Source organism: Flavobacterium sp. HBTb2-11-1 (assembly GCF_009826975.1).
Classification (GTDB): Bacteria; Bacteroidota; Bacteroidia; order Flavobacteriales; family Flavobacteriaceae; genus Flavobacterium.
On record NZ_WUMO01000005.1, the window covers coordinates 284,636 to 306,753 of the forward strand.

Genomic DNA, 22,118 nt, shown 5'->3' on the forward strand with positions numbered 1-22,118 from the left:
AAAACTTTGCTCCCGATAGTTGTGGGATTGCTAAAAACATAGAACCTCAGCATCTTAGAACTTAAAGACTATTTACTGACACCATTAAATTCATTAATAATATTTACAGCCTCATTCAGGTAAGGGTTAGTTTTAAGATTATCCATTTGGTATTGGTTAATCGTTTTATCATTAGGATAAGCTCCTAAAAGAAACTGATTCACGCTCGAATTGTATACATCTAGCGGATTATTTTCGTCATTAAAAGTATTAATCTCTGTCCAAAGCGCATTCAATGTTTTTTTCTGTTTAAAAACCGCATCTAGCGTAAGCGGAATCTCTGCTTTTGGAGTATTTACAAGCTGATCTATCTTGAGATTGATCTTTTTAATGTTGTTGAAAAAATAATTGTCTGACAATCTTTCCGAACTGTTTTTAGCAATTTTATCTATCAAGTTTCTCTTGACATACGTTTTGTATTTCAAGAAAGGTTCGATGCTGTCATTTTTTATGGCCGTCAGAAAATCGCTTTCTTTCTGGTAAACATCTTCATAAAATTCAGGAAGCACAACATCTGGTTTTACTCCAATGTATTGATGGCTTTTGCCCGTAATCCTGTAGAATTTATTGATTGTAATTTTTAAAAAATCGGTATTTTTTTCTTCGTCAAGCGGAAGAATCGTCTGCATCGTAGCTTTTCCAAGTGTCGTGCTTCCTAACAATAGCGCGCGATTATAGTCTTGCATGATAGAAGAGAAAAACTCACTTGCCGAAGCCGTATTGCTATTGACCAAAACCACAATTGGACCTCGGTAAATAACACCCTTAAAAGGATCATTAATTACAGATTTTTCTTTTTTGCTGTCAATTACAATCGAGAGCGGACCATAGTCTACAAACATTCCAGCCAATTTTATGGCTTCTTCCATAGAACCGCCGCCATTGTCTATAAGATCAATAACAAGTCCTTTTATACTGTCTCTTTGCAGTTTGATTACTTCACGGGCCACATCATCTGCACAGCCTTTTCTGCTTGTGCCATCAAGATCTGCATAAAAACTCGGAATTTTTACGTAACCAATTTTGCTGTCTTTGCCAATAATGAAACTGAAAACAGAATTTTCTTCATCTTTCATCATTTGTTTTTCAATATAAACATCAAAACTTTTGCCTGAATTGCGTTTTAAAGTAAGCGTGATATGTTTGTTGCTTTCAGATAAAATCATGGTCGATATAGACTCCAACGAAGCACACGAAACCTGAAGTGTTTCTTTCTGATTGGAAATCGAAATAATCTGATCGCCTTTTTTTATTTGTCCGGTCTGATACGCTGGTCCGTTTGGGTCAACCTCATCTATGATAATTTCATTTTTTTCATTCAAATTAACCGTCATTCCAAGCGACAAATGTTCTTTTGATAAAGAAGCCACAAAACTAGTTTTAGAATCATCGCTAAAATAAGCTGTATGCGGGTCAAAGTACGTGCAGAAGAAATTATACAGCTTTTCTTCCTGTTTGGTATTCGATTGTATTAATGTGCTGAAACGGCAGATTTCATTCGAAACAATTTGATTTTTAGAAGCCTGTTCAATCGATTTGAAATTGGTTTTTACAGAGTCTAGATTTTCGCTCATTTCAGCAATATCATCTAAGATTTGATAACGCAGTTTTTTCATCCAAACTTTTTCCAAGTCTTCTTTCTTTAAATAAAAGGCAAAAGATTTTTTATAAAAACGTATCGTATCTTTCTTCACATAATCAATCGGAATGGTCTGGATTTTTTCTAAAACTTTTTTGGTGCGTATGAGGCCATTTACATATTTCGCTTTTATATCAGTAAGAAAACTGCAATCGTTCTTTAGGATCAAATCATCTAAGTTGTAGCGGTATTTCTGAGCCAATTCGTCGTATTCGCTCTTAAAAAAGATATTGCGAGAAGGGTCAAGTTCGTTAATTAGGTTATCAAAAACGAACACAGATAAGCTGTCGTCAACTGGTTTGGGTCTCAAATGTTCAGCTTGAATAAGCGCATTTATTTTGTTTAATATTTCACAGGTTTCTGCGCTGTTCTGACCAAAGAATACAGTTGATGTCAGCAAAAAAAGGAGTAGTGAAATCTTTTTCATAAATGGAAATTCATGGTTCATGATTAAAGTTACACTAATTTTTTTACAAATTGTAGTATTTTTAGCAAAATATCGACAACGAAAAGCATTTAACCGTTAAACGAATACGCATCAAATAAATTAACCTGAATCTGCTTATTTAAAGCAAAAAAAATGCGTTACAAACGTAACGCATTCTTTAATAATATAAAGCAAAAAATTATTTCTTGTAAAACGGTAATTTAACCACTTTTGCAGGAACATCATTTTTTCTGATTCTAATATAAATATCGCTGTCTACCGCACTGTTTGCAACTGTTACGTATCCCAAACCAATTCCTTTATTCATAGAAGGAGACATAGTTCCAGAAGTTACAATTCCGATTACCGCTCCAGAACCATCAACAATTTCGTAATCGTGTCTTGGCACTGCACGCTCTTGCATTTCAAAAGCAATTAATTTTCTTGTAACACCTGCTTCTTTCTGCTTTTTAAGCGCCTCAGAATTAGTAAAATCTTTAGTAAATTTTGTAATCCATCCTAAACCAGCTTCAAGTGGAGAAGTAGTATCGTTAATATCATTTCCGTATAGGCAGAATCCCATTTCCAAACGTAAAGTATCACGAGCAGCAAGACCAATCGGTTTAATTCCGAAAGCAGCCCCAGCTTCAAAAACTTTGTTCCAAACTTGTTCTACTTCGTCGTTTTTACAGTAAATTTCAAATCCTCCAGAACCCGTATATCCTGTAGCAGAAATAATTACATGCTCAATTCCAGCAAAATCACCTACTTCAAAATGATAATAAGCGATTTCAGATAAATTTACAGAAGTTAAAGACTGCATAGCTTCAACCGCTTTTGGACCTTGAATTGCTAGTAAAGAATAATCATCAGAAAGATTTTTCATTTCAACTCCCAAATCATTATGAGAAGAAATCCAGTTCCAGTCTTTTTCAATGTTAGAAGCATTTACAACAAGTAAATACTGCTCTTCTTTCATTTTATAAATAATCAAATCGTCAACGATTCCGCCTTCATTATTTGGAAGACAAGAATATTGCGCTCTTCCAATTGTTAAAGTTGATGCATCGTTTGAAGTCACTTTCTGAATCAAAGCCAATGCATTTGGACCCGTTAACAAAAATTCACCCATGTGCGAAACGTCAAAAACGCCGACACCATTACGAACCGTTTCGTGTTCAGCATTAACCCCTTCATAAGTAATAGGCATATTATAACCAGCAAAAGGAAGCATTTTCGCTCCTAAACCTTCATGTATGTGCGTAAGCGCAGTATTTTTCATTGTGTTGTTTTATAAAATTGTTCTGCAAATCTATTCAAAAAATATCGATTTCGAATACCTTAAATTATAAATTTCGCAATAATTAGGAGCTATTTCCTGCTATCCGCTATATTCCCGATCAACAAAAACTACGGCTAAAAAGCCTTGTTTTTCTAAATCGGGAGATGCCGCTACAAACGAAGTTCACTGAACTCCTATAAAAATAAAAATATAGTGAAGTAATCAGGGCTAGGGGCGACAGTTTCAAAAGAAGAATCATGATTTCAATTTTTTATGTAATTTTATTGTATAAAATAGTCTAGATGAAATCACCCTATTTAATCAATAAAGAAGAAATTCAGAAATTATACAAACCCGTAAATCCTCAAACCCACAAAGGAACACAAGGTCATGCGGTGATTATTGCGGGAAGCTACGGAAAAATAGGAGCGGCGGTTTTGGCTTCAAAATCCTGCCTCAAAACAGGCTGCGGACTCGTAACGACTTTTATACCTAAATGCGGTTATCAAATACTTCAAATTTCTATTCCCGAAGTAATGACCGTAACCGATGAAAACACAAATTTCATTACCAACATTCATTTACCGCTAATTCCGCAAGCTATCGGAATCGGCCCAGGAATAGGAAAGGAGCTCGGAACTCAAAAAGCGTTATTTGAATTTTTAAGAGTCAATAAAGCGCCTTTGGTTATTGATGCTGATGCATTGAACATTATTTCAGAAAATATATCTTGGTTAGAGTTAGTTCCAGAAGATACCATTCTAACACCTCATCCAAAAGAACTAGAACGTTTAATTGGAAAATGGAATTCTGAAGCTGAGAAATTTCAAAAAACAATCGCTTTTTCAGAAAAGTATAAAGTGATTGTAGTTATGAAAGGCGCTCCGACATACATCATAAACAGAACGTCAGTCTACGAAAATACAAGTGGAAATGCAGCGCTAGCGACAGCAGGAAGCGGAGACGTTTTAACCGGAATCCTGACAAGTCTTCTAGCGCAAGGATACGAACCCAAATACGCTTCCAAAATGGGCGTCTACCTCCACGGATTAACAGCCGATTTAGCTTTACCCAAAACGGGTTATGAATCTTTTACGGCTTCGACAATTATTAAGTATTTAGGGAAAGCTTTTTTAGAATTAGAGAATTAGTCAATTTGATAATTAGCTGTACGTTTTGTCATCCTGAGGAACGAAGGATCACACAAGAAACTCCGCACAGTAACCATAAAGTATTCGCCAATCTTTGTCGAGCTCCTAGTGCGATCCTTCGTTCCTCAGGATGACAAAAAAGCGAACATAAATCTGCTTAATCTGTAAAATCTGCGAGATTAAAAAAACTTCGTGTCTTTGTGTCTTCGTGGCAAAAACCTTAAGTTTGTAATATGAAAAATTTCGACTTAAGAACAGTAAATGTCATGCGTTATATAACGCCACTGCGCGAAGGAGGTTCTTTACCCGCTTTAGCAGAAGCCGATGACGATTTTAAATACGTATTAAAATTTAGAGGAGCCGGTCACGGCGTAAAAGCCCTAATAGCCGAATTAGTTGGCGGACAAATCGCTAAAGCCTTAAAACTGCAATTGCCAGAATTAGTTTTCGCAAACCTAGACGAAGCTTTCGGAAGAACAGAAGCGGATGAAGAAATCCAGGATTTGTTACAAGGAAGTCAAGGCTTAAACTTGGCGCTTCACTTTTTATCTGGCGCCATTACTTTTGATCCTGCTGTAACAACAGTCGATGCTAAATTGGCTTCACAAATTGTTTGGCTAGACGCATATATCACAAACGTAGACAGAACTTTCAAAAATACCAATATGCTGATCTGGCATAAAGAATTATGGCTGATTGATCATGGAGCATGTTTGTATTTCCATCATTCTTGGAATAACTGGGAACAGCACGCTAAAAGTCCGTTTGCGTTGATAAAAGATCACGTTTTGTTGCCTCAAGCTTCAATGTTAAAAGAAGTTGATGCTGAGTTTAAAGTGATCCTAACACCTGAAATTTTAGAAGAAATTGTCAATACAATTCCACTAGACTGGTTGCAATGGGAAGATGCGGATGAAACTCCTGAAGGATTGCGAAATGTTTATTTGCAATTTTTAAAGACAAGATTAGAGAATTCAGAAATATTTGTAAATCAGGCGCAAAATGCAAGATAACCACTTATATGAATATGCTGTGATTCGTGTTGTGCCAAGGGTAGAGCGCGAAGAATTCCTGAATATCGGAATCATTTTGTTTTGCAAAAAAGCCAAATTTATAAAGGTTCTTTTTCATTTAAATAAAGAAAAAATACAAGCGCTTTCTAATGATTTCGACATCGAACAATTAGAGTGCAATTTAACCTCTTTAGTAAAAATCGCTAACGGAGCGAAAGACGGCGGTCCAATTGCCGAATTTGAGATTCCAGAACGTTTTCGATGGTTAACGGCCATTAGAAGTTCGGCAATCCAAACCTCAAGACCGCATCCTGGTTTGACTCCCGATTTGGAGAAAACGGTTCAGCGTTTGTTTGAAGAACTCGTTTTGTAATTGTTTTTGACCATATAAGTTATATAAGATAATTTAAGCTTAGACTAAAAAATATCTCGCAAAGTCGCGAAGGCGCAAAGAATAAAAAAACTTTGCGACTCTGCGTCTTTGCGAGATTAAAAAACTTCGTGTCTTAGCGCCTTTGTGCCAAACAAAAAAATCTATTAGAAAGAACCACAAACATTTCCACCTAAAGTAGGTCCTGCGTTAGCAGAGATATCAGCTTTAACAGCCGTTTTAGCCAATTTCACGATAGAATATGGCGGAGTAAAAGCAGTACCGCTTCCAGCTTGAGTTCCTGTTACGTTTGTAAATACATTATCAGTAGCTGTAACGGCAGTATAACCCGTCATTAAATCGATTGGATTTTTAACACCTTCAAAAACGTTGCTTTCTACGCGAATATTTGCTTCAAATCCTGCTGCAATACATTTGTTGCTTACGGTGCTGTTAAAGAAACTGTTTACAATATGCACTTGTCCAAAACGAACTCTAGGCATTCTTTCTTTACAGCCTGGAGCCCACCAGCATCTAGCAAAAGTGATTCTTAATTTTCCGCGGTCAGCAGTTGCGCCATCGCTTGAGCCAATTAAATTAGAAAATCTATGATCGTCAGTTCCGCCAGAACCTCCTGCTTTTGGTGGTTTTAGATAGTGGAATTTAGAATACGTAACCGAAATATAATCCGATTTGTTTTTGATGTCGAAGTTTCCGTCAACGCCATCTCTAAATTCGCAATGGTCAACCCATACATTTGTACATTCGTCCAAAATGGCATTATCCCAACCATCAGTATCATAAGCACCAGGACCTTCAAAAATCAAGTTTCTGATGATGATGTTTTTACATCTTTTAATGTTGATAATTCCAGAAGCATCTTTGGTCTGATTTGTCGAAACCAGTTTTGCACCGCTTGCGCCATAAATCGTTTTTCCAGTCTGATCCTGAAATGACAATCTTGTGGTAACCGTAATCGTTCCAGAAACTTTAATCACTTTTACAGCAGTGTTTTCAATTGCTGCTTTTAGCTGAGCGTAGGTTGTAACTGTAGTTTCAGCAGCAGAACCTCCGCCAGTTGTGCCTCCGTTTTGTGAAGCCCATCCGGGAACCTCAGCGCAATTTCCGATTTTACCCGTCGGATTGGTTGCAGATGCATCAATCTCGGTTTCGTTTGTTGGTTGAATACTTGCTTTTGAGTTTGAAGCAATTTCTTCAGAATTACATGCCGTAAATCCGAAAATCAATGCTGCAGCGAACATTGAAAGTGTTGATTTTAAGTTCATAATTAAGTTTGGTTATTTATAAAAGTTTAACAACGCAAAACTCAATATTATTTGTAGGAAAAAAGTTGAACAAGTTCAAACTTTGGTAAAAAAATCTATGAAATATGTTTTTTTAACAGTTCTAAATTTACAAAAATCTATTTTATGTCTATTTTTACGTAATCGATTACATTAATTTAAGCCCCTAATTAATAATGAGTTGAAAAAACAAATTTAAACCTCACAAAAAACCACAAAAACCACAAGATGTACAACCTACTACGAGCAAACATTGAGCGAAAGATTCCGCTCACAGATGAAGAATGGGATATTATTGTCTCAAAAGCAGAACTTATCAAACTGAAAAAGAATCAATTCTTACAAGTTCAGAATTCGAATAGCAGTTACGAAGGATTTATTTTGAAAGGTTCATTCAAAACCTACATTTTAAACGAAAACGGAACAGAAACCGTCATTTTCTTCTCTTTCGAAAACGAATGGATTTGCGATCTGGAAAGTTTTTACCACCAAAAACCAACCACATACAACATTAAAGCTATTGAAGACAGCGAAATAGTAGTTATCAATAAAATGCAAAAAGCGTATTTATTTGCCGTAATTCCAAAACTCATTAAGTTTCATGTTTTAATGATCGAACGGGCCAATGTAGCTATTCAGCAACGGCTTCTCGATGTGTTGCATAAAACCTCAAAACAGCGTTATCTCGACTTTAAAGAGCGTTACCCGCAAAAGATACGTTCGATAAATAATAAGAATTTGTCTTCTTATTTAGGTGTTTCGCACGAGTTTCTTTCGAAGATTAAGAGAACGGTATCTTGATTTGAAGGATCAAAGGTACAGAGTAACAAAGTGACAAAGGTCTTCTGTAGAGACGCACTGCAGTGCGTCTAACGTTGCGTAAAAAATCTCGCAATCCCGATAGCTATCGGGATTGCGAGATTAAAAAAAACTTCGTGTCTTCGCGCCTTAGTGGCAAAACAAAAACTTAAATACTTTTCTCCAAATAAATAAACTCCAAAGGTTCAGCAGAAACCGTAGTATGAATTTCACTCTCAGGAAAAGCTTCACGTTTGCCTGTATCTGTATAACCGTGACGTTTGTACCAAGCTACAAGCTCTTCGCGAACCGAAATAACTGTCATAATAATACTTGACAACCCAAGAGATTTAGCATGATTTTCGGCTTCGGCTAAAAGTTTTTTCCCGATTCCGCTGTTTTGAAGTTCTGGCGAAACGGTAAGCATTCCTAAATACAATTGCTGTTCTTTCTCTACCAATAAAACCGAACCGATAATCTTGTCATTTTCTGTAAATTTCAGAATCGTGTTTTTTGGATCAAGAAAAATTTCGGTCATTTCTTGCTCGTCGGTTCTTTTTCCTTCTAGTAAATGCGCTTCGGTTGTCCAGCCTTTTTTAGAAGTTTCACCTCTATAAGCTGAGTTAATTAAGATGGTTAATGCTGGAATATCTTCGATTGTTGCTTTTGTAATCATTGTAATACTAGGCTGTAATTTTTAAGTTTTGAATTGAAATTTTGCTTTAGCAAAAGACAAAATTGAATTGCCTCCAGCTTTAGCTGGAGAAGCAAAGTTATGTTAGAAAATGGCTTTAGCCAAAGTTTTGTAGTTTTTTGGCTAAAGCCGAATAGAATCAAAAATGTAAACCTCAGCAAAGCCCAATGTTATTAAGTTAATCCTTAATTTTTTCTCGCAGAGACGCAAAGTCCCAAAGTTTAGTACAATTTTCTCTGCGTCTTTGCGACTTTGCGAGAGTTAGAATAAAGGAAATCTTAAAAAAAAAACTTAACGTAATGACATTAAGCTAAAGCTGGAGGCAATTGATTTTTTGATTATTGTAAGTAAATATTTAAATAAAATTCTAGAAATTTGTATAGAACGCAAAATCAATAAAGTATGAGCAGAATACACTTATTTGAGTTTGAAGACCAACAATGGCTTCCAGAATTTATTAGAAATTACATGACCGATTTTCTGCAGTTTCTTTCGAATAAAACTGCCATGTACAGAGGAATTGTTCCCGTAATTGAAAAAGCTTTAAAAGAAAGCCAAACCAATCAAATTATAGATTTGGCTTCGGGCGGAGGTGGCGGATTGATTTGGTTAAATACTGAATTGCAAAAAAACAATCCAGATCTTAAAATTCTGCTGACGGATTATTATCCCAACATTCCTGCATTCGAACATACACAAAAACAAGCTGATAATTTTGATTTTGTAAAAACTTCCGTCGATGCCAGAAACGTTCCCGAAAACCTAAAAGGACTTCGAACACAGTTTTTATCTTTTCATCATTTTAAACCAAAAGACGCTCAGCAGATTTTGCAGAATGCAATTGATACAAATAATTCGATTGCGATTTTTGAAGGGCAGGAGAGAAGCGCTCCAAGTATTGTGGCTATGCTACTTTCGCCAATTTCTGTTTTGCTGACAACGCCTTTTATTCGTCCGTTTAAAATTGGCAGAATCATTTTTACATACCTAATTCCAATTGTTCCGATTTTGGTTTTGTGGGACGGTGTGGTTTCGTCTTTAAGAACCTATTCTGTTGACGAAATGAACGAGTTGATTTCTAAATTAGAAAATAAAGATAATTTTAATTGGGAAGTTGGAAAAGTAAAATCTGGTCCTGCGAGGATTTTGTATTTGTTGGGAACGAAGAAATAAAGCTGCATAAATTAGAACGCGGATAAAACAGATTCGTTATCACGAAGACGCGGATTTAGACTGATTAAATTAAAAAATCTTTATAATCCGCGCTATCAGAACAACTTTTATTAATAGCGGTGTTCTGTGATCGATCTTACAAAATTGTCTGCTAGTTTTAGTCATGAAGCACTTTATACAACTCATCCAACAATTCCATTTCATCAGAAGGCAAAAGCTGTATCGCGATTTCAAGAAGAAGCATAGCATCAATGGCAGTTTGAGATTCTTCCTGTTGAAGCGTGTTAATACTTGTTCTTAATAGCGAAATAATGGTTTGCATTAATTCGTTGTAACACGATATGGTCATTTTGGTTTTAAAAGAGTTTCTGTTCTTTTTACTGGGTTTTAATTGTGTAAAATAGTTAAGTCTGGCTGCAAATTCTAAAAAATCGGTTATTGATAATTTACTTGGTTTTGTCATGGCTTGTAGTTTTAATTGATGTAAAAATCTTACTTTTGTGTAATTAGCGGCAAGTAAGCCAGAGATTTTGAGTTACAAAAATATTTACGTTTGTATATCACAAATGGACTTAGTTTTTTACAAAAATCTATTTTTCCTTAAGAATTTTAAATATCTTTGATTCATGAGCACAGCAGTAAAACCAAAACATATCGGCAGAAATATTAGCCGAATTAGAGAACTAAAAGGCATGAAGCAGGAAGCTTTGGCAATGGCAATTGGCGTAACGCAACAAACAGTTTCGAATATTGAAGCGAGTGAAAATGTTGACGACGAAAAGCTTAACCAAATTGCAGAAGCCCTTGGTGTTTCTGTTGAAGCGATTAAAAACTTTTCGGAAGAAGTGGTTTTTAATATTATTGGAAATACTTTTAAGGATCACGGTGCTATTCCTATTATTACAACAGGTGATTATAATTGTACTTTTAATCCTTTAGACAAAGTTGTAGAACTTTACGAACGTTTGGTGCAAGCTGAAAAAGATAAAGTGGAGTATTTGGAGAAATTATTGAACGGGAAATAAACGTTTTGAAGATATATTAAATTGAAAAGAGACCTTTGATGAGGTCTCTTTTTTTTGTTTTCCAACGGACCCATAATAGTAATGAAAGCAATATGTATGAATAATTTTTAAGATTATGCTGTAGATAATTGTTCGTTTGATTCAATACCATTATTGTTCATTTCCTGAATAATTTTTATAGATTCATCAGATAAATTTTCAACGAAATTTATTATTATATTTTGATAACTTATTACATCCTGATGAGTTAAAGAAGGGGTCGAATCTTGATGTAAAATATTATTACGGATATTATTTAAAGAATTAAATTTTTCATAAAAGATTTTGTTTTCTTCAGAATTAGCAAACTCATTAAATCCAAATTTTTTTAAAAGCTTTGTAACTTCACTTTGCCCATGTTTGCCATAACTAAATTTGGTATCTAGGTTAAATTCGTTACATAAAACTTCTTCTACTCCAAGGATTTTGACGAATTTCATCAAAACCTCTTCTCTTTTTTCGTTATTGTTTTTTTTTATTTCTAATTCTTTAATTAATACATCAATAAGATGATTTTTGATGTAAGACTCTAGTTTCTTATTTGAGAAGTTGTTCAAGATGTAATAGCCAAATTCGTCAAGAAAACATTCTAAAAAGGATTCGAATTTTCCACACAGTAATACTATTGAAGATTTGTTAAATGTTCTATACTGTAGATTATCATCGATAGAAGAAATAGCATTCTCTATTAGTATATGAATTTCTTTTAATGCTTCCCTAAAATCGTTAACGGATTCAAAATTATTCATTTATGATTTTCTTTATTTCTGAAATCCATCTATTAAGTCTGTAATTTAAAACTTTTGTGTCTGATGTTCCTATTGTCACACTGTTGCGGAATTCAGTATCATTAATTACGAGTTCTTTATAACGAGCAAATATTTTATCTTTATTTTTCAATAATCTGTCACTTGGTAGGACAGTTGTACTAATAAATAATATATCCATTAAAGATCTATTTAAGGTAGATTCATATTGTCCTTCAGAATTAAATCTTTTAAATGCATTTACAGTATAGATTTCTATTATTGTTTTCGATGTATCTTCAATCATATTATCTAATCTTTTTAGTGCATCTGCATTAAGATTTTTATATTTTAAAAGATATTCGTTAATAAAATTTTTCATTCTTCCCTTATAATTATTTATATGATCATTGGTTTTATCATAATTATCTAATAAAGATAAAAATCTAAGTATAAGTTCACAATCAGCCATTCTATTATGTGGAGACTCCAGATTGAATAACTTTAAAATATTAGGTTTAGCAACGATGTTTTTTAATTTGTCATTTAATGACCCTCTATAAAGGCAATTTCTCAATTCTTGGTCATTTAATTTTACTGCTCCTGTATTTAATCTCATGAACACATCATATTTTATTTCTGGATGTGAGTCATGAGAAATAACTATTATTCGAAGTAATCCATTTTTTAATACTCTCACCGCTTTCGGGTTTAGAGTTTTAATATCGCTTTTGTTTAATTCTGTTAGTATTTCTAAACCAGATAATTTATAATCGCGTTGAAAATAACGATAGAGCGAGTTTAGTCGTTGTAAACCATCAATAACAGTCCAAGAATCATCTTCTTCTTGTGAGACATATATTACAGGAATAGGAACATTTAGAATTATTGATTCAATTAAAAGAGATGATTTTTTATTATCCCAAATATAATTTCGTTGATATTCAGGATTTAGATTTATATCACCGTCTTCAATCATACGAACTATATCAGAAACACTTTTGTCATAAGCTTGAGTATTAATTTTCCTAACTTCATGAGGAATTTCTATTACTTCATCATCTGAAATTATATCATCAAATTCTAAATTTTCCATGTGTACTTTGGTTTTGTAATTTGTTGTTTTTTATTTTACAATAATAATAATATAAATATTATATTTTTTTGCTTTTAAAGTAAAAACAATCATGTGTTTGAATTAAGTTTTTTTATCCATAGTTTTTTGAATTTCAAAATTTTCCTGATATAAAATTTGTATAATTGATTAAATCAATAAAACTTTCAACTCATCATAAATCTCAATATTCGTACTTACTTTTCCCTCACTGAATAACACTTTCAATTTGTTTTTGAATCGAAAGCGTAATTCCCAAATAGGAGTATACTAACTTTTATAAGTTTGTATCATATGAATTATAAGCACTTATTAACTCGTCTTGATCCCAAATTATTTCGTCTTGATAAAAAAGGCATGTAAATAAATTGTTCGGTAGAGGTTTGTTTTTTTGGAACAAATGTTTTCCTAAATAATGTTTAGCTTTATCAAACAAATCTTTATTCTTGCATCCAACGACACTTATAAAAGCAGTATTATCCATATTACTTAGTTTATAATTTTCTAATCTTATATTCTTGATTTTTGCAGGTATTAGTTTATCTCTAAGCTTTAGAAAATCTTCTTGTCCGTATTGGTGAGCTTTTTGCATATCTCTAATGAACTTGATTTCAATCGCAATACATGGGCCATCATAAGCAAAACCTTTACTAGTGTATTCTTCAAATAATTCAATGTTAATTACTTCCAACAATTCTGGCTTACAAATTGTTAAGTCAACTTCAAAGCCTGATTTTTTGTCTGGTTTAAACCAAGTTACCTGAGAATGTACATAACTGGTTTTATAGTCAGAACCGTTACTGGTTTTCCAGTAACTATCATTTTTGCTACTATGGTATCCTTTCAAAGTATCTTCTTGCATAAGTTTTGAAAACAAGTGACACTCTAAATCTCCTTCAGTTAAAATCATGCCTCTATTTACACTATATTCTTGTTGTAATTTCAGGATTGCATTTTTGGTGGCACTAAACCAAGTTATAGTTGGCTCATTCATAAAAAAAAATAAATAGTTAGTATTTAGGTTTGTTTAGTTTTCTTATACTTTTCAAATATATTTATTTTTTATTGCTAATTTTTACGGGTTTCCGTAGTCGATATATTTTCAAGAGTAATTTCAATGTTATGTACAAAAAAGCGAGTAAAAAACTTTTTACTCGCTTTAATCATTTATAATATGTTTTTTACCCCAAGAACCCCTTCAACTCCTCATAGCTCTTAATCTTCGTACTAACCTTCTCCTCATTAATAACACTCTCAATTTGAGCAGGAATAGGAAGTGTAATTCCTAGCGCCGGTTCAACAACATCTAAGAACTTAATAGGATGTGCCGTTTCTAAGAAAATACCAATTGCGTTCGGGTGTTTTTCCAGTTCTTTTTTCAAACCTAAATAACCCACAGCGCCGTGCGGTTCTGCGATATAACCGTCTGTGTTATAAATTTTCTTTAGCGCTTCAAGCGTTTCTTCATCCGTATAGCTATAAGAAGAAAAGTCTTTTTCGAAAGCTTTTAAGTCATTATTGTACAATTCCTGAATTCTAATAAAGTTACTTGGGTTTCCAACGTCCATAGCGTTGGAAATTGTTGCTTTAGAAGGTTTTGGGTCGTATTTCCCGTTTTCTAAGAATCTTGGTACGGTGTCGTTTACATTTGTAGAAGCTACAAAATGCTCAATTGGCAAACCTAATTTCTTAGCCATAATTCCGGCACAGATATTCCCGAAGTTTCCGCTTGGGCAAGAGAAAACTAAAGGTTTGTTTTGGCTTTTCAACGCTTTGTAAGCAAAGAAGAAATAAAACATTTGCGGTAACCAGCGCGCAATATTAATCGAGTTGGCAGAAGTCAGGTTTTTATGCGCTAAAGTTTCGTCTAAAAACGCTTTTTTTACCATATCCTGACAATCGTCAAAAACACCGTCAACTTCAAGTGCTTTAATGTTTTGCCCTAAAGTAGTCAATTGTTTTTCTTGAATATCGCTCACTTTTCCTGACGGATATAAAATGACCACATCAACACCGTCAACGCCTAAAAATCCGCTGGCAACGGCTCCGCCTGTATCTCCGGAAGTCGCTACTAAAACGGTGTTTTTAGCGTCTTTTTTGTCTTTATTGAAATAACCCAAACAACGCGACATAAAACGTGCTCCAACGTCTTTAAACGCCATTGTTGGTCCGTGGAATAATTCTAGCGAATAGATTCCGTTTTCGACTTTCACAACAGGGAAATCAAAAACTAAAGTTTCAGCAATGATTTCTTTTAGTTTTTCTGCTGGAATTTCGTCTCCAACAAATTGTTTAATCGCTTCAAAAGCAATTTCTTCGTGGCTTAAACTTTCGATTTTCTCAAAAAAAGAAGGATCAAGCGGTGTAATACTTTCTGGGAAATATAATCCTTTGTCAGTTGCTAATCCTTGTATAACAGCTTCCTGAAAAGAAACTTTTGGGGCATTATGGTTTAAACTGTAGTATTTCATTTTTTTTTTTGTTGCTTTAGGCTTTAGGCAGTAGGCTTTAAGCTTTTTTGCCTTGTGTATTTTTTTTAGCCTTGAATTATTCAATTAGTTTTATTCGGCTTTTTTGTCATTTCGAGGAACGAGAAATCTTCGCAAGTAACTCCGTAACGTTGAGCTAATCTTTGTAGAGTTTCTCGTGGAGATTTGCTTCGCCTATTCGCTATCGCTCGGGTCTCCTTACGTCGAAATGACAAACTGCATGGTTATGCTATTTGTCTACTCTTTGTCGAGCTTCTGGTGTGATCCTTCGTTCCTCAGGATGACAAACTGTGCGGTTATACTTTGCGTGGGCTTCTCCCGAAGCCTCGAGATTGCTCAGCCTGACAAAGTATTACGCAAAGGTTTTAAGCTTATTGCCTAAAGCCTATTGCTTACAGCGCACGAAGTGCTAAAGAATGCGTACGCCATCAGGATTAATCTTCGAAACGTGAATTTCATATGGTAAATTCATTTTTTCGTAAACGTCGCTCATGGCTTTTGCGATTTTTTCGGCGGTTTCTTTTCCTTTGCTTAGAGCGAAAATCGATGGGCCAGAACCTGAAATTCCAGAACCTAAAGCGCCGTTTTCGTAAGCTGTTTGTTTGATTTGGTCGAAACCTGGAATTAAAACGCTTCGAACTGGTTCAACGATTTCGTCGTGAAGCGATCTTCCGATTAAATCGTAATCTTTGGTGTAAAGACCAGCGACCAATCCGCCTACGTTACCCCATTGCGTGATAGCACTTTTTAGGGAAACGTTTTGTTTTAAAACCGAACGAGCGTCAGATGTTTTTAATTCAATTTGCGGATGAACAACCGTTGCGTATAATTCCTCAGGACTGTCAATTCTGATAATATCCAAAGGCGAATAACTTCTTACCAAAGTAAAAGCGCCTAAAAGGGCAGGAGCAACATTGTCGGCATGGGCGTTTCCGCTGGCTAATTTCTCGCCCTGCATCGCAAACTGAACTAAATCTTTACGAGAATAAGGTTTTCCCAATAATTCATTAATCCCGAAAACCGCTCCGGCAGAACTTGCGGCACTGCTTCCGATTCCGCTTCCGGCTTTTATGTTTTTGTAAATTTCGATTTCAAATCCGAAATTCAATTCGTCTAAAGTTTCCAGCATTGCCAAAGCAGCGACTCCAGAAACGTTTTTCTCGGTTTCCAAAGGCAAATCGGCACCAACAATTTTAGTGATTCGAACTCCTTTTTGATCGACTTTTCGAACAATCATTTCATCGCCCGCATTGTCTAAGCAAAGTCCCAATACGTCAAATCCGCATGAGAGGTTGGCGATAGTTGCTGGACAGAATAATTTTATTTCCATTTTTTTTTGGTTTTTGCCACGAAGGCACAAAGTCACAAAGTTTTATTTTTTTTAAGGCTTTGGTTTTTTGCCACAAAGGCGCTAAGACGCAAAGATTTCTTTATTTTTGCGCTAAGTCTCAAAGAAAAGACTTAAAAACTTAGCGGCTTAGTGCCTTAGCGGCTAAACATTCCCAATACGAATCACGTCAGCAAAAATTCCTGATGCTGTTACCGCAGCTCCGGCTCCGGCTCCTTTGATCAATAAAGGCTGATCTACGTAACGATCTGTGTAGAAAAGCACGATATTGTCTTTTCCTTCTAAGTTATAGAAAGGATGATCTTTCGGAATAAATTGAAGACCTACGCTTGCTTTTCCGTTTTCGAATTGCGCTACGTACTTCAATCTTGAATCTTTTGCTAAAGCTTCTTTGTAAATACCTTCAAAATGAGAAGCATGTTTGATCAACGAAGCAAAGAAATCGTCGTTGTTTGTTGTTGCTAAACATTCTGCTGGCAAGAACGATTCGTTCGCAATGGCGTCGATGTCCATTTCGTAACCGCTTTCGCGAATTAGGATTAGGATTTTTCTAGCAACGTCGATTCCGCTTAAGTCGATTTTCGGATCTGGTTCTGTGAAACCTTGAACTCCAGCTTCTTTCACCACATCGTGGAAAGAATTATTCTCATCAAAATTGTTGAAAATAAAGTTCAAACTTCCAGATAAAACCGCTTGAATTTTATGCACTTTATCTCCAGATGCAATCAGGTTTTTTACCGTATCAATAATTGGCAATCCCGCACCAACATTCGTTTCAAATAAAAACGGAGCGTTGTATTGGCGAGATAAGCTTTTTAATTTTTTATAGTTGTCGTAAGCAGAAGAACAAGCAATTTTGTTACAAGTTACAACGGCAATACTTTCTTTTAAGAATTTCTCGTATGCTTCAGAAACTGTTGCGTTTGCAGTAATATCCACAAAAATACTGTTACGTAAATTCAGTTCTTTTGCTTTTTTTATAAATTCTTCAATGCTTGCTGGTTCGCCTTCGCTTAAAGCGGCATCCCAATTTTTTAAAGAAATTCCGTCTTCGTCAAATACCATTTTTCTTGAATTTGACAAAGCAATTACGCGAACGTTGATTTTTAAATTGTCTTTTAAAAACTTTCTTTGATTGTGAATCTGCTCGATGAATTTTTCTCCCACATTTCCAACTCCCATTACAAATAGGTTCAGCTGTTTTGTGTTTTCTTCGAAGAAGTTTTCGTGTAAAGTATTCAATGCTTTTTTAACGTCTCTTTCGTTAATTACAGTCGAAATGTTTCTTTCAGAAGCACCTTGCGCAATCGCACGAATGTTTACGTTGTTTTTTCCTAAAGTACTGAACATTCTTCCGCTCAAACCTTGGTGATTTTTCATGTTTTCACCAACCAAAGCAATAATGCAAAGATCTTTTTCTACATAACAAGGATCGATTTTGTTCTGCGAAATTTCGATTTCGAATGCTCTGTTTATTGCAGCTTCGGCATTATCAGCATCAGAATTCAGGATTCCAATACAGATTGAATGCTCTGAAGAAGCCTGAGTAATAAAAATTACGTTGATTTTTTCTTGAGATAATACTTCGAACAAACGTCTTGACGAACCCGCAACACCAATCATTCCTGGGCCTTCAAGAGTTAAAAGCGAAATATGATCAATATGGCTGATTCCTTTTACAACTGTATCTTTTGATGAAACCTGATTGGAAATTAAAGTTCCCTCGGCTTCTGGTTCAAAAGTATTTTTGATTAAAATCGGAATGTTTTTTCTTAAAACGGGCTGAATTGTTGGCGGATACAAAACTTTTGCTCCAAAGTGCGACAATTCCATTGCTTCCTGATACGAAATAGTAGCAATTGGCTGTGCTTGTTTTACAATTTTAGGATTGGCAGTAAACATTCCGTTTACGTCAGTCCAGATTTCTAATTGTTCGGCATCGATTGCTCCGGCAATAATCGCTGCAGTATAATCTGATCCTCCGCGTCCTAAAGTCGAAGTGATTCCGTCTAAAGTTTGCGCAATAAATCCAGGCAGAATATTGATTCTTGATTGATTAGAACCAAAATATTCTTGGATTAATTTATTAGAAACTTCAAAATTAACCGCAGCTTTTCCGAAGTTGTTATCTGTTTTAATTAATTCGCGACTGTCTTTGTAAACCGCATCTTTGCTAATTTGTTGATACGCCTGAGCGATGATGAAAGACGAAAGCAATTCTCCAAAACTTAAAATAGTATCGGCAGTTCTTGGAGATAATTCGCCAAGCAAGAAACAGCCGTCTAATAAAGTTTCTAAATGGTTGATGATTCTCTTAACATGGCTTAAAAGACTGCTTTGTTCGCTTACAGGAATCAATTCTTTTAAAGTGTCAAGATGTTTTTTCTCGATTTCGGCAACAACTTCTCTAAAGCTTTCGTCATTTGCTGCCGCTTTTGCCGCCGCCGATTGCAATAGATCGGTTACTTTGCTTAATGCAGAAACTACAACAACTAGCTGATCCTGTTTCGCTTTTTGGTTAACAATTTCGAGAACGAGTTTTATATTTTGAGCATTGGCAACCGAAGTTCCGCCAAATTTTAATACTTTCATTTTAGTGATATTTTTTAATAAGGTGCAAAGATTTTGAGTAACAAAGGTTCAAAGGTTTATTAGCTGTGAACTGAAACTGAAAACTCTGACTATTTTTTTTGTAAATGTTTTCATCTATCCAATACCTTTCTTCTTTTTAGAAAAAAGTATAGATAACCCGGATTATATGTAAAAATGTATACCCCTAAGGGGTAGTAGTTGTTGTAGTAGAAATAATGGTAGCAGCAATTGCAACTCCTGTTTGAGTTGTAATAATCGAAGATTGATATTTTATGCTGTTATTTTTCATTTTTGATTTTTCAAAAGTACAGCTTTTTATAAGAGTTAAAAACTTAAAAAGCTTTTTTACGAATATTTTAATAATTCAAATCTCTATAAATCAATATTGAGTATTTGTTAAAATTGAATATGTTAAATTGATGTTTTGATATATTTTGAACTGCCTTTTTTGAAGGATTAACCTTTGCAAAAGATTGATGTTTAGCCCAAAAAGAGATGAAAAACGGACAAAAACGGAATGTTTTGATTTGAAAAGCGATTGAATGTATGTTAAGAGTTTTTATTGAAATTTTAATTATTGTGATAAAATGTTGCTTTTTAATATTGATTTGTTGAATTTTGGCGTTTAAAATTTACAATCATCATGAGAGAGATCCATTATATAAGTTCAGAAACGATTACTTTAGAAACATTACAAGAAGTTCTAAGTCAGAATAAGATACTTGAATTGTCTGAAGAAGCTAAAGTGAATGTTCAGAAATGCCGTGATTATTTAGATAAGAAAATGGCATCGCATACGGCTCCGATTTACGGAATCAATACAGGTTTCGGATCTTTATATAGTGTGAAAATCTCTAATGAAAACTTATCTAAACTTCAGGAAAACTTAGTAAAATCACACGCTTGCGGAACAGGAGAGGAAGTTCCAGCTGAGATTGTGAAGATGATGCTTTTACTGAAAATCCAATCTTTAAGCTATGGACATTCTGGAATTCAGCTAATCACATTGCAACGTTTGGTTGATTTCTATAATAATGATATTCTTCCGATAATCTATACTCAAGGTTCGCTTGGAGCTTCTGGAGATTTAGCTCCTTTGGCGCATTTATCTTTACCTTTAATAGGAGAAGGAATTGTGTTGTTTGAAGGGAAAAAGGTTGCTTCTGCTGAAGTTTTAAAACATTTTAACTGGGAACCAATCGTTTTACAGTCAAAAGAAGGTTTGGCTTTATTGAACGGAACGCAGTTTATGAGTGCTTATGGAGCACATATTTTAATTAAAGCGTATAAATATTCGTATTTGGCAGATTTAATCGGAACTATTTCTTTGGAAGGTTTTGATGGAAGAATCGAACCATTTAACGAATTGATACATTATATACGTCCACACAAAGGACAAATCGTAACAGCACAGAGAATTACTGAATTCTTGGACGGAAGTGAAATCATTGCTCAAGAAAAGAAACATGTTCAAGATCCGTATTCTTTCCGCTGCATGCCGCAGGTTCACGGAGCTTCCAAAGATGCGATTGATTACGTTCGTAAAGTATTCAAAACAGAAATAAACTCAGTTACAGATAACCCTAATATATTTATCGAAGCTGATCAGATTATTTCGGGAGGGAATTTCCACGGACAGCCTTTAGCTTTAGCTTTAGACTTTATGGCAATTGCTTTGGCAGAATTAGGAAGTATTTCTGAAAGAAGAACGTATCAGTTAATTTCGGGATTGCGTAATCTTCCAGCATTTTTGGTAGATAATCCAGGATTAAATTCAGGATTCATGATTCCACAATATACAGCAGCGAGTATTGCAAGCCAGAACAAACAATTGGCTACTCCAGCAAGTATTGATAGTATTGTTTCAAGTAATGGTCAAGAAGATCACGTGAGCATGGGAGCAAACGGCGCAACAAAAGCCTTACGAATTTTAGATAATTTAGAGCGTATTTTGGCAATCGAATTATTAAATGCATCACAGGCTATAGCGTACAGAGAGCCACTAAAATCAAGCGATTTTATCGAAATGTTCTTAAACAGCTACAGAGAAGTGGTGCCTTTGGTAAAGGAAGACAGAATCTTACATAATGACATAGAAAACACGGTTTTATTCCTTTCGAGTTTTCAAATTGAAAACGATTTGTTAACAATGGCTTAACACTGGAACGTGTTATTGAAGGTAATTTTGCACTATCAAAAATAAAACAATGTCAATAAACAGTATTTTCCAATTTTTAGTGCCGAAAGACAAAAAATTCTTTCCACTTTTTGAAGAGGCTTCAAGCAATTTAATTGAATTAGCTTCTAACTTACACGAAGCTGTAAATTTACCATTAAAAGAAAGAGAGATCCTTTTTCAAAAAATTGACGAATTAGAACAAAAAGGAGAAGACATTACTCGTCAGACTAACTTAGAGTTAAGCAGAAACTTTATTACTCCGTTTGACAGAGAAGATATTCATACGTTAATTACTTCAATTGATAACGTTGCAGATTACCTTCACGGTGCATCTAGCCGTATGAGATTGTATCAAGTCGATAAGATTACAAAATCTATCAGAAAAATGACAGAAATCAACCTTGAAGCTTGTCAAAACATTGACAGTGCAGTAAAAGAGTTGAGAAATCTACAAAACTTTAAAGTTATTAAAGATGCGTGTGCTAGAATCAACAAACTAGAAAACAAATCTGATAACGTTTATAACAAAGCAGTTTTTGAAATTTTTGAAAACGAAACAGACGCTAAAAATATTATTAAATATAAAGAAGTGTTATCTGTTTTAGAATCAGCAACAGATAAATGTAAGAGTGTTGCTAACATACTAGAATCTATTTCTGTAAAACATTCTTAATTCAATTTTTCAATCTGAAGTTA

The 22,118-nt window shown here is 34.6% G+C and carries 19 protein-coding genes; 8 read left to right on the forward strand and 11 right to left on the reverse strand.

Translation table 11 applies throughout. From position 1 onward, the window contains the following. Positions 1 to 68: 68 nt before the first annotated feature. Entirely contained in the window at positions 69 to 2,105 is a 2,037-nt protein-coding gene (locus tag GR162_RS12995; RefSeq protein ID WP_160782523.1) for a S41 family peptidase, read from the reverse strand. A gap of 199 nt (positions 2,106 to 2,304) precedes the next feature. Then, positions 2,305 to 3,387 (reverse strand): glycine cleavage system aminomethyltransferase GcvT, encoded by a 1,083-nt coding sequence (gene gcvT, locus GR162_RS13000; protein WP_160782524.1) that lies wholly within the window; start codon positions 3,385 to 3,387, stop codon positions 2,305 to 2,307. 302 nt (positions 3,388 to 3,689) lie between these two features. On the opposite strand from gcvT, the gene GR162_RS13005 reads away from it, so the two are divergent. The 3 genes from GR162_RS13005 (at position 3,690) to GR162_RS13015 (ending at position 5,924) form a co-directional block, all read left to right on the forward strand. Next, on the forward strand, positions 3,690 to 4,538 hold the full coding sequence (locus tag GR162_RS13005; RefSeq protein WP_160782525.1) for an NAD(P)H-hydrate dehydratase: 849 nt from the start codon (positions 3,690 to 3,692) through the stop codon (positions 4,536 to 4,538). A 233-nt stretch (positions 4,539 to 4,771) separates the two neighbouring features. Beyond that, positions 4,772 to 5,551: a HipA family kinase gene (locus GR162_RS13010; RefSeq protein ID WP_160782526.1), complete on the forward strand. Its 780-nt coding sequence runs from the start codon at positions 4,772 to 4,774 to the stop codon at positions 5,549 to 5,551. Next, a complete protein-coding gene (locus tag GR162_RS13015; RefSeq protein ID WP_160782527.1) occupies positions 5,541 to 5,924 on the forward strand; it encodes a DUF3037 domain-containing protein in 384 nt (127 codons plus the stop codon). The genes GR162_RS13010 and GR162_RS13015 overlap by 11 nt, the downstream gene beginning before the upstream one ends. 164 nt (positions 5,925 to 6,088) lie before the next feature. Here GR162_RS13015 and GR162_RS13020 read toward each other — a convergent pair whose 3' ends face one another. After that, positions 6,089 to 7,207, reverse strand: coding sequence for a polysaccharide lyase family 1 protein (locus GR162_RS13020; protein ID WP_160782528.1), 1,119 nt, complete (start codon positions 7,205 to 7,207; stop codon positions 6,089 to 6,091). A gap of 246 nt (positions 7,208 to 7,453) precedes the next feature. Here GR162_RS13020 and GR162_RS13025 point away from each other — a divergent pair, with 246 nt between their 5' ends. Continuing rightward, positions 7,454 to 8,026 (forward strand): Crp/Fnr family transcriptional regulator, encoded by a 573-nt coding sequence (locus GR162_RS13025; RefSeq protein WP_008462714.1) that lies wholly within the window; start codon positions 7,454 to 7,456, stop codon positions 8,024 to 8,026. Between the two features lie 166 nt (positions 8,027 to 8,192). On the opposite strand, the gene GR162_RS13030 is transcribed toward GR162_RS13025, so the two are convergent. Next, the gene (locus tag GR162_RS13030) at positions 8,193 to 8,699 is read right to left on the reverse strand and encodes a GNAT family N-acetyltransferase (protein ID WP_160782529.1); all 507 of its coding nucleotides are present in this window, start codon (positions 8,697 to 8,699) and stop codon (positions 8,193 to 8,195) included. Between the two features lie 420 nt (positions 8,700 to 9,119). On the opposite strand from GR162_RS13030, the gene GR162_RS13035 reads away from it, so the two are divergent. Continuing rightward, positions 9,120 to 9,890, forward strand: a complete 771-nt coding sequence (locus GR162_RS13035) for a hypothetical protein (protein WP_202393941.1) — start codon at positions 9,120 to 9,122, stop codon at positions 9,888 to 9,890. Between the two features lie 157 nt (positions 9,891 to 10,047). Here the strand turns inward: GR162_RS13035 and GR162_RS13040 are convergent, their stop codons facing one another. Further along, a complete protein-coding gene (locus GR162_RS13040; protein WP_160782530.1) occupies positions 10,048 to 10,353 on the reverse strand; it encodes a hypothetical protein in 306 nt (101 codons plus the stop codon). A gap of 163 nt (positions 10,354 to 10,516) precedes the next feature. Between GR162_RS13040 and GR162_RS13045 the strand changes: the two genes are divergently transcribed. Further along, entirely contained in the window at positions 10,517 to 10,915 is a 399-nt protein-coding gene (locus GR162_RS13045; RefSeq protein ID WP_160782531.1) for a helix-turn-helix domain-containing protein, read from the forward strand. A 113-nt stretch (positions 10,916 to 11,028) separates the two neighbouring features. On the opposite strand, the gene GR162_RS13050 is transcribed toward GR162_RS13045, so the two are convergent. The 6 genes from GR162_RS13050 to thrA form a co-directional block, all read right to left on the reverse strand. Further along, positions 11,029 to 11,703 (reverse strand): HEPN domain-containing protein, encoded by a 675-nt coding sequence (locus GR162_RS13050; RefSeq protein WP_160782532.1) that lies wholly within the window; start codon positions 11,701 to 11,703, stop codon positions 11,029 to 11,031. After that, positions 11,696 to 12,796, reverse strand: a complete 1,101-nt coding sequence (locus tag GR162_RS13055; protein ID WP_160782533.1) for a DUF262 domain-containing protein — start codon at positions 12,794 to 12,796, stop codon at positions 11,696 to 11,698. The genes GR162_RS13050 and GR162_RS13055 overlap by 8 nt, the downstream gene beginning before the upstream one ends. A gap of 295 nt (positions 12,797 to 13,091) precedes the next feature. Next, positions 13,092 to 13,808, reverse strand: a complete 717-nt coding sequence (locus GR162_RS13060; RefSeq protein ID WP_160782534.1) for a hypothetical protein — start codon at positions 13,806 to 13,808, stop codon at positions 13,092 to 13,094. A 187-nt stretch (positions 13,809 to 13,995) separates the two neighbouring features. After that, positions 13,996 to 15,285, reverse strand: a complete 1,290-nt coding sequence (gene thrC, locus GR162_RS13065; protein WP_160782535.1) for a threonine synthase — start codon at positions 15,283 to 15,285, stop codon at positions 13,996 to 13,998. A gap of 427 nt (positions 15,286 to 15,712) precedes the next feature. Then, complete coding sequence (locus GR162_RS13070; RefSeq protein WP_160782536.1) at positions 15,713 to 16,633, reverse strand: homoserine kinase; 921 nt, start codon at positions 16,631 to 16,633, stop codon at positions 15,713 to 15,715. 162 nt (positions 16,634 to 16,795) lie between these two features. Beyond that, positions 16,796 to 19,243: a bifunctional aspartate kinase/homoserine dehydrogenase I gene (gene thrA / locus GR162_RS13075; RefSeq protein WP_160782537.1), complete on the reverse strand. Its 2,448-nt coding sequence runs from the start codon at positions 19,241 to 19,243 to the stop codon at positions 16,796 to 16,798. A 643-nt stretch (positions 19,244 to 19,886) separates the two neighbouring features. Between thrA and hutH the strand changes: the two genes are divergently transcribed. Together hutH and GR162_RS13085 are read left to right on the forward strand one after the other, a co-directional pair. Continuing rightward, the gene (hutH, locus tag GR162_RS13080; protein WP_160782538.1) at positions 19,887 to 21,401 is read left to right on the forward strand and encodes a histidine ammonia-lyase; all 1,515 of its coding nucleotides are present in this window, start codon (positions 19,887 to 19,889) and stop codon (positions 21,399 to 21,401) included. A 49-nt stretch (positions 21,402 to 21,450) separates the two neighbouring features. Beyond that, a complete protein-coding gene (locus GR162_RS13085; RefSeq protein WP_008462731.1) occupies positions 21,451 to 22,095 on the forward strand; it encodes a DUF47 domain-containing protein in 645 nt (214 codons plus the stop codon). The last annotated feature ends 23 nt before the right edge of the window (positions 22,096 to 22,118 follow it).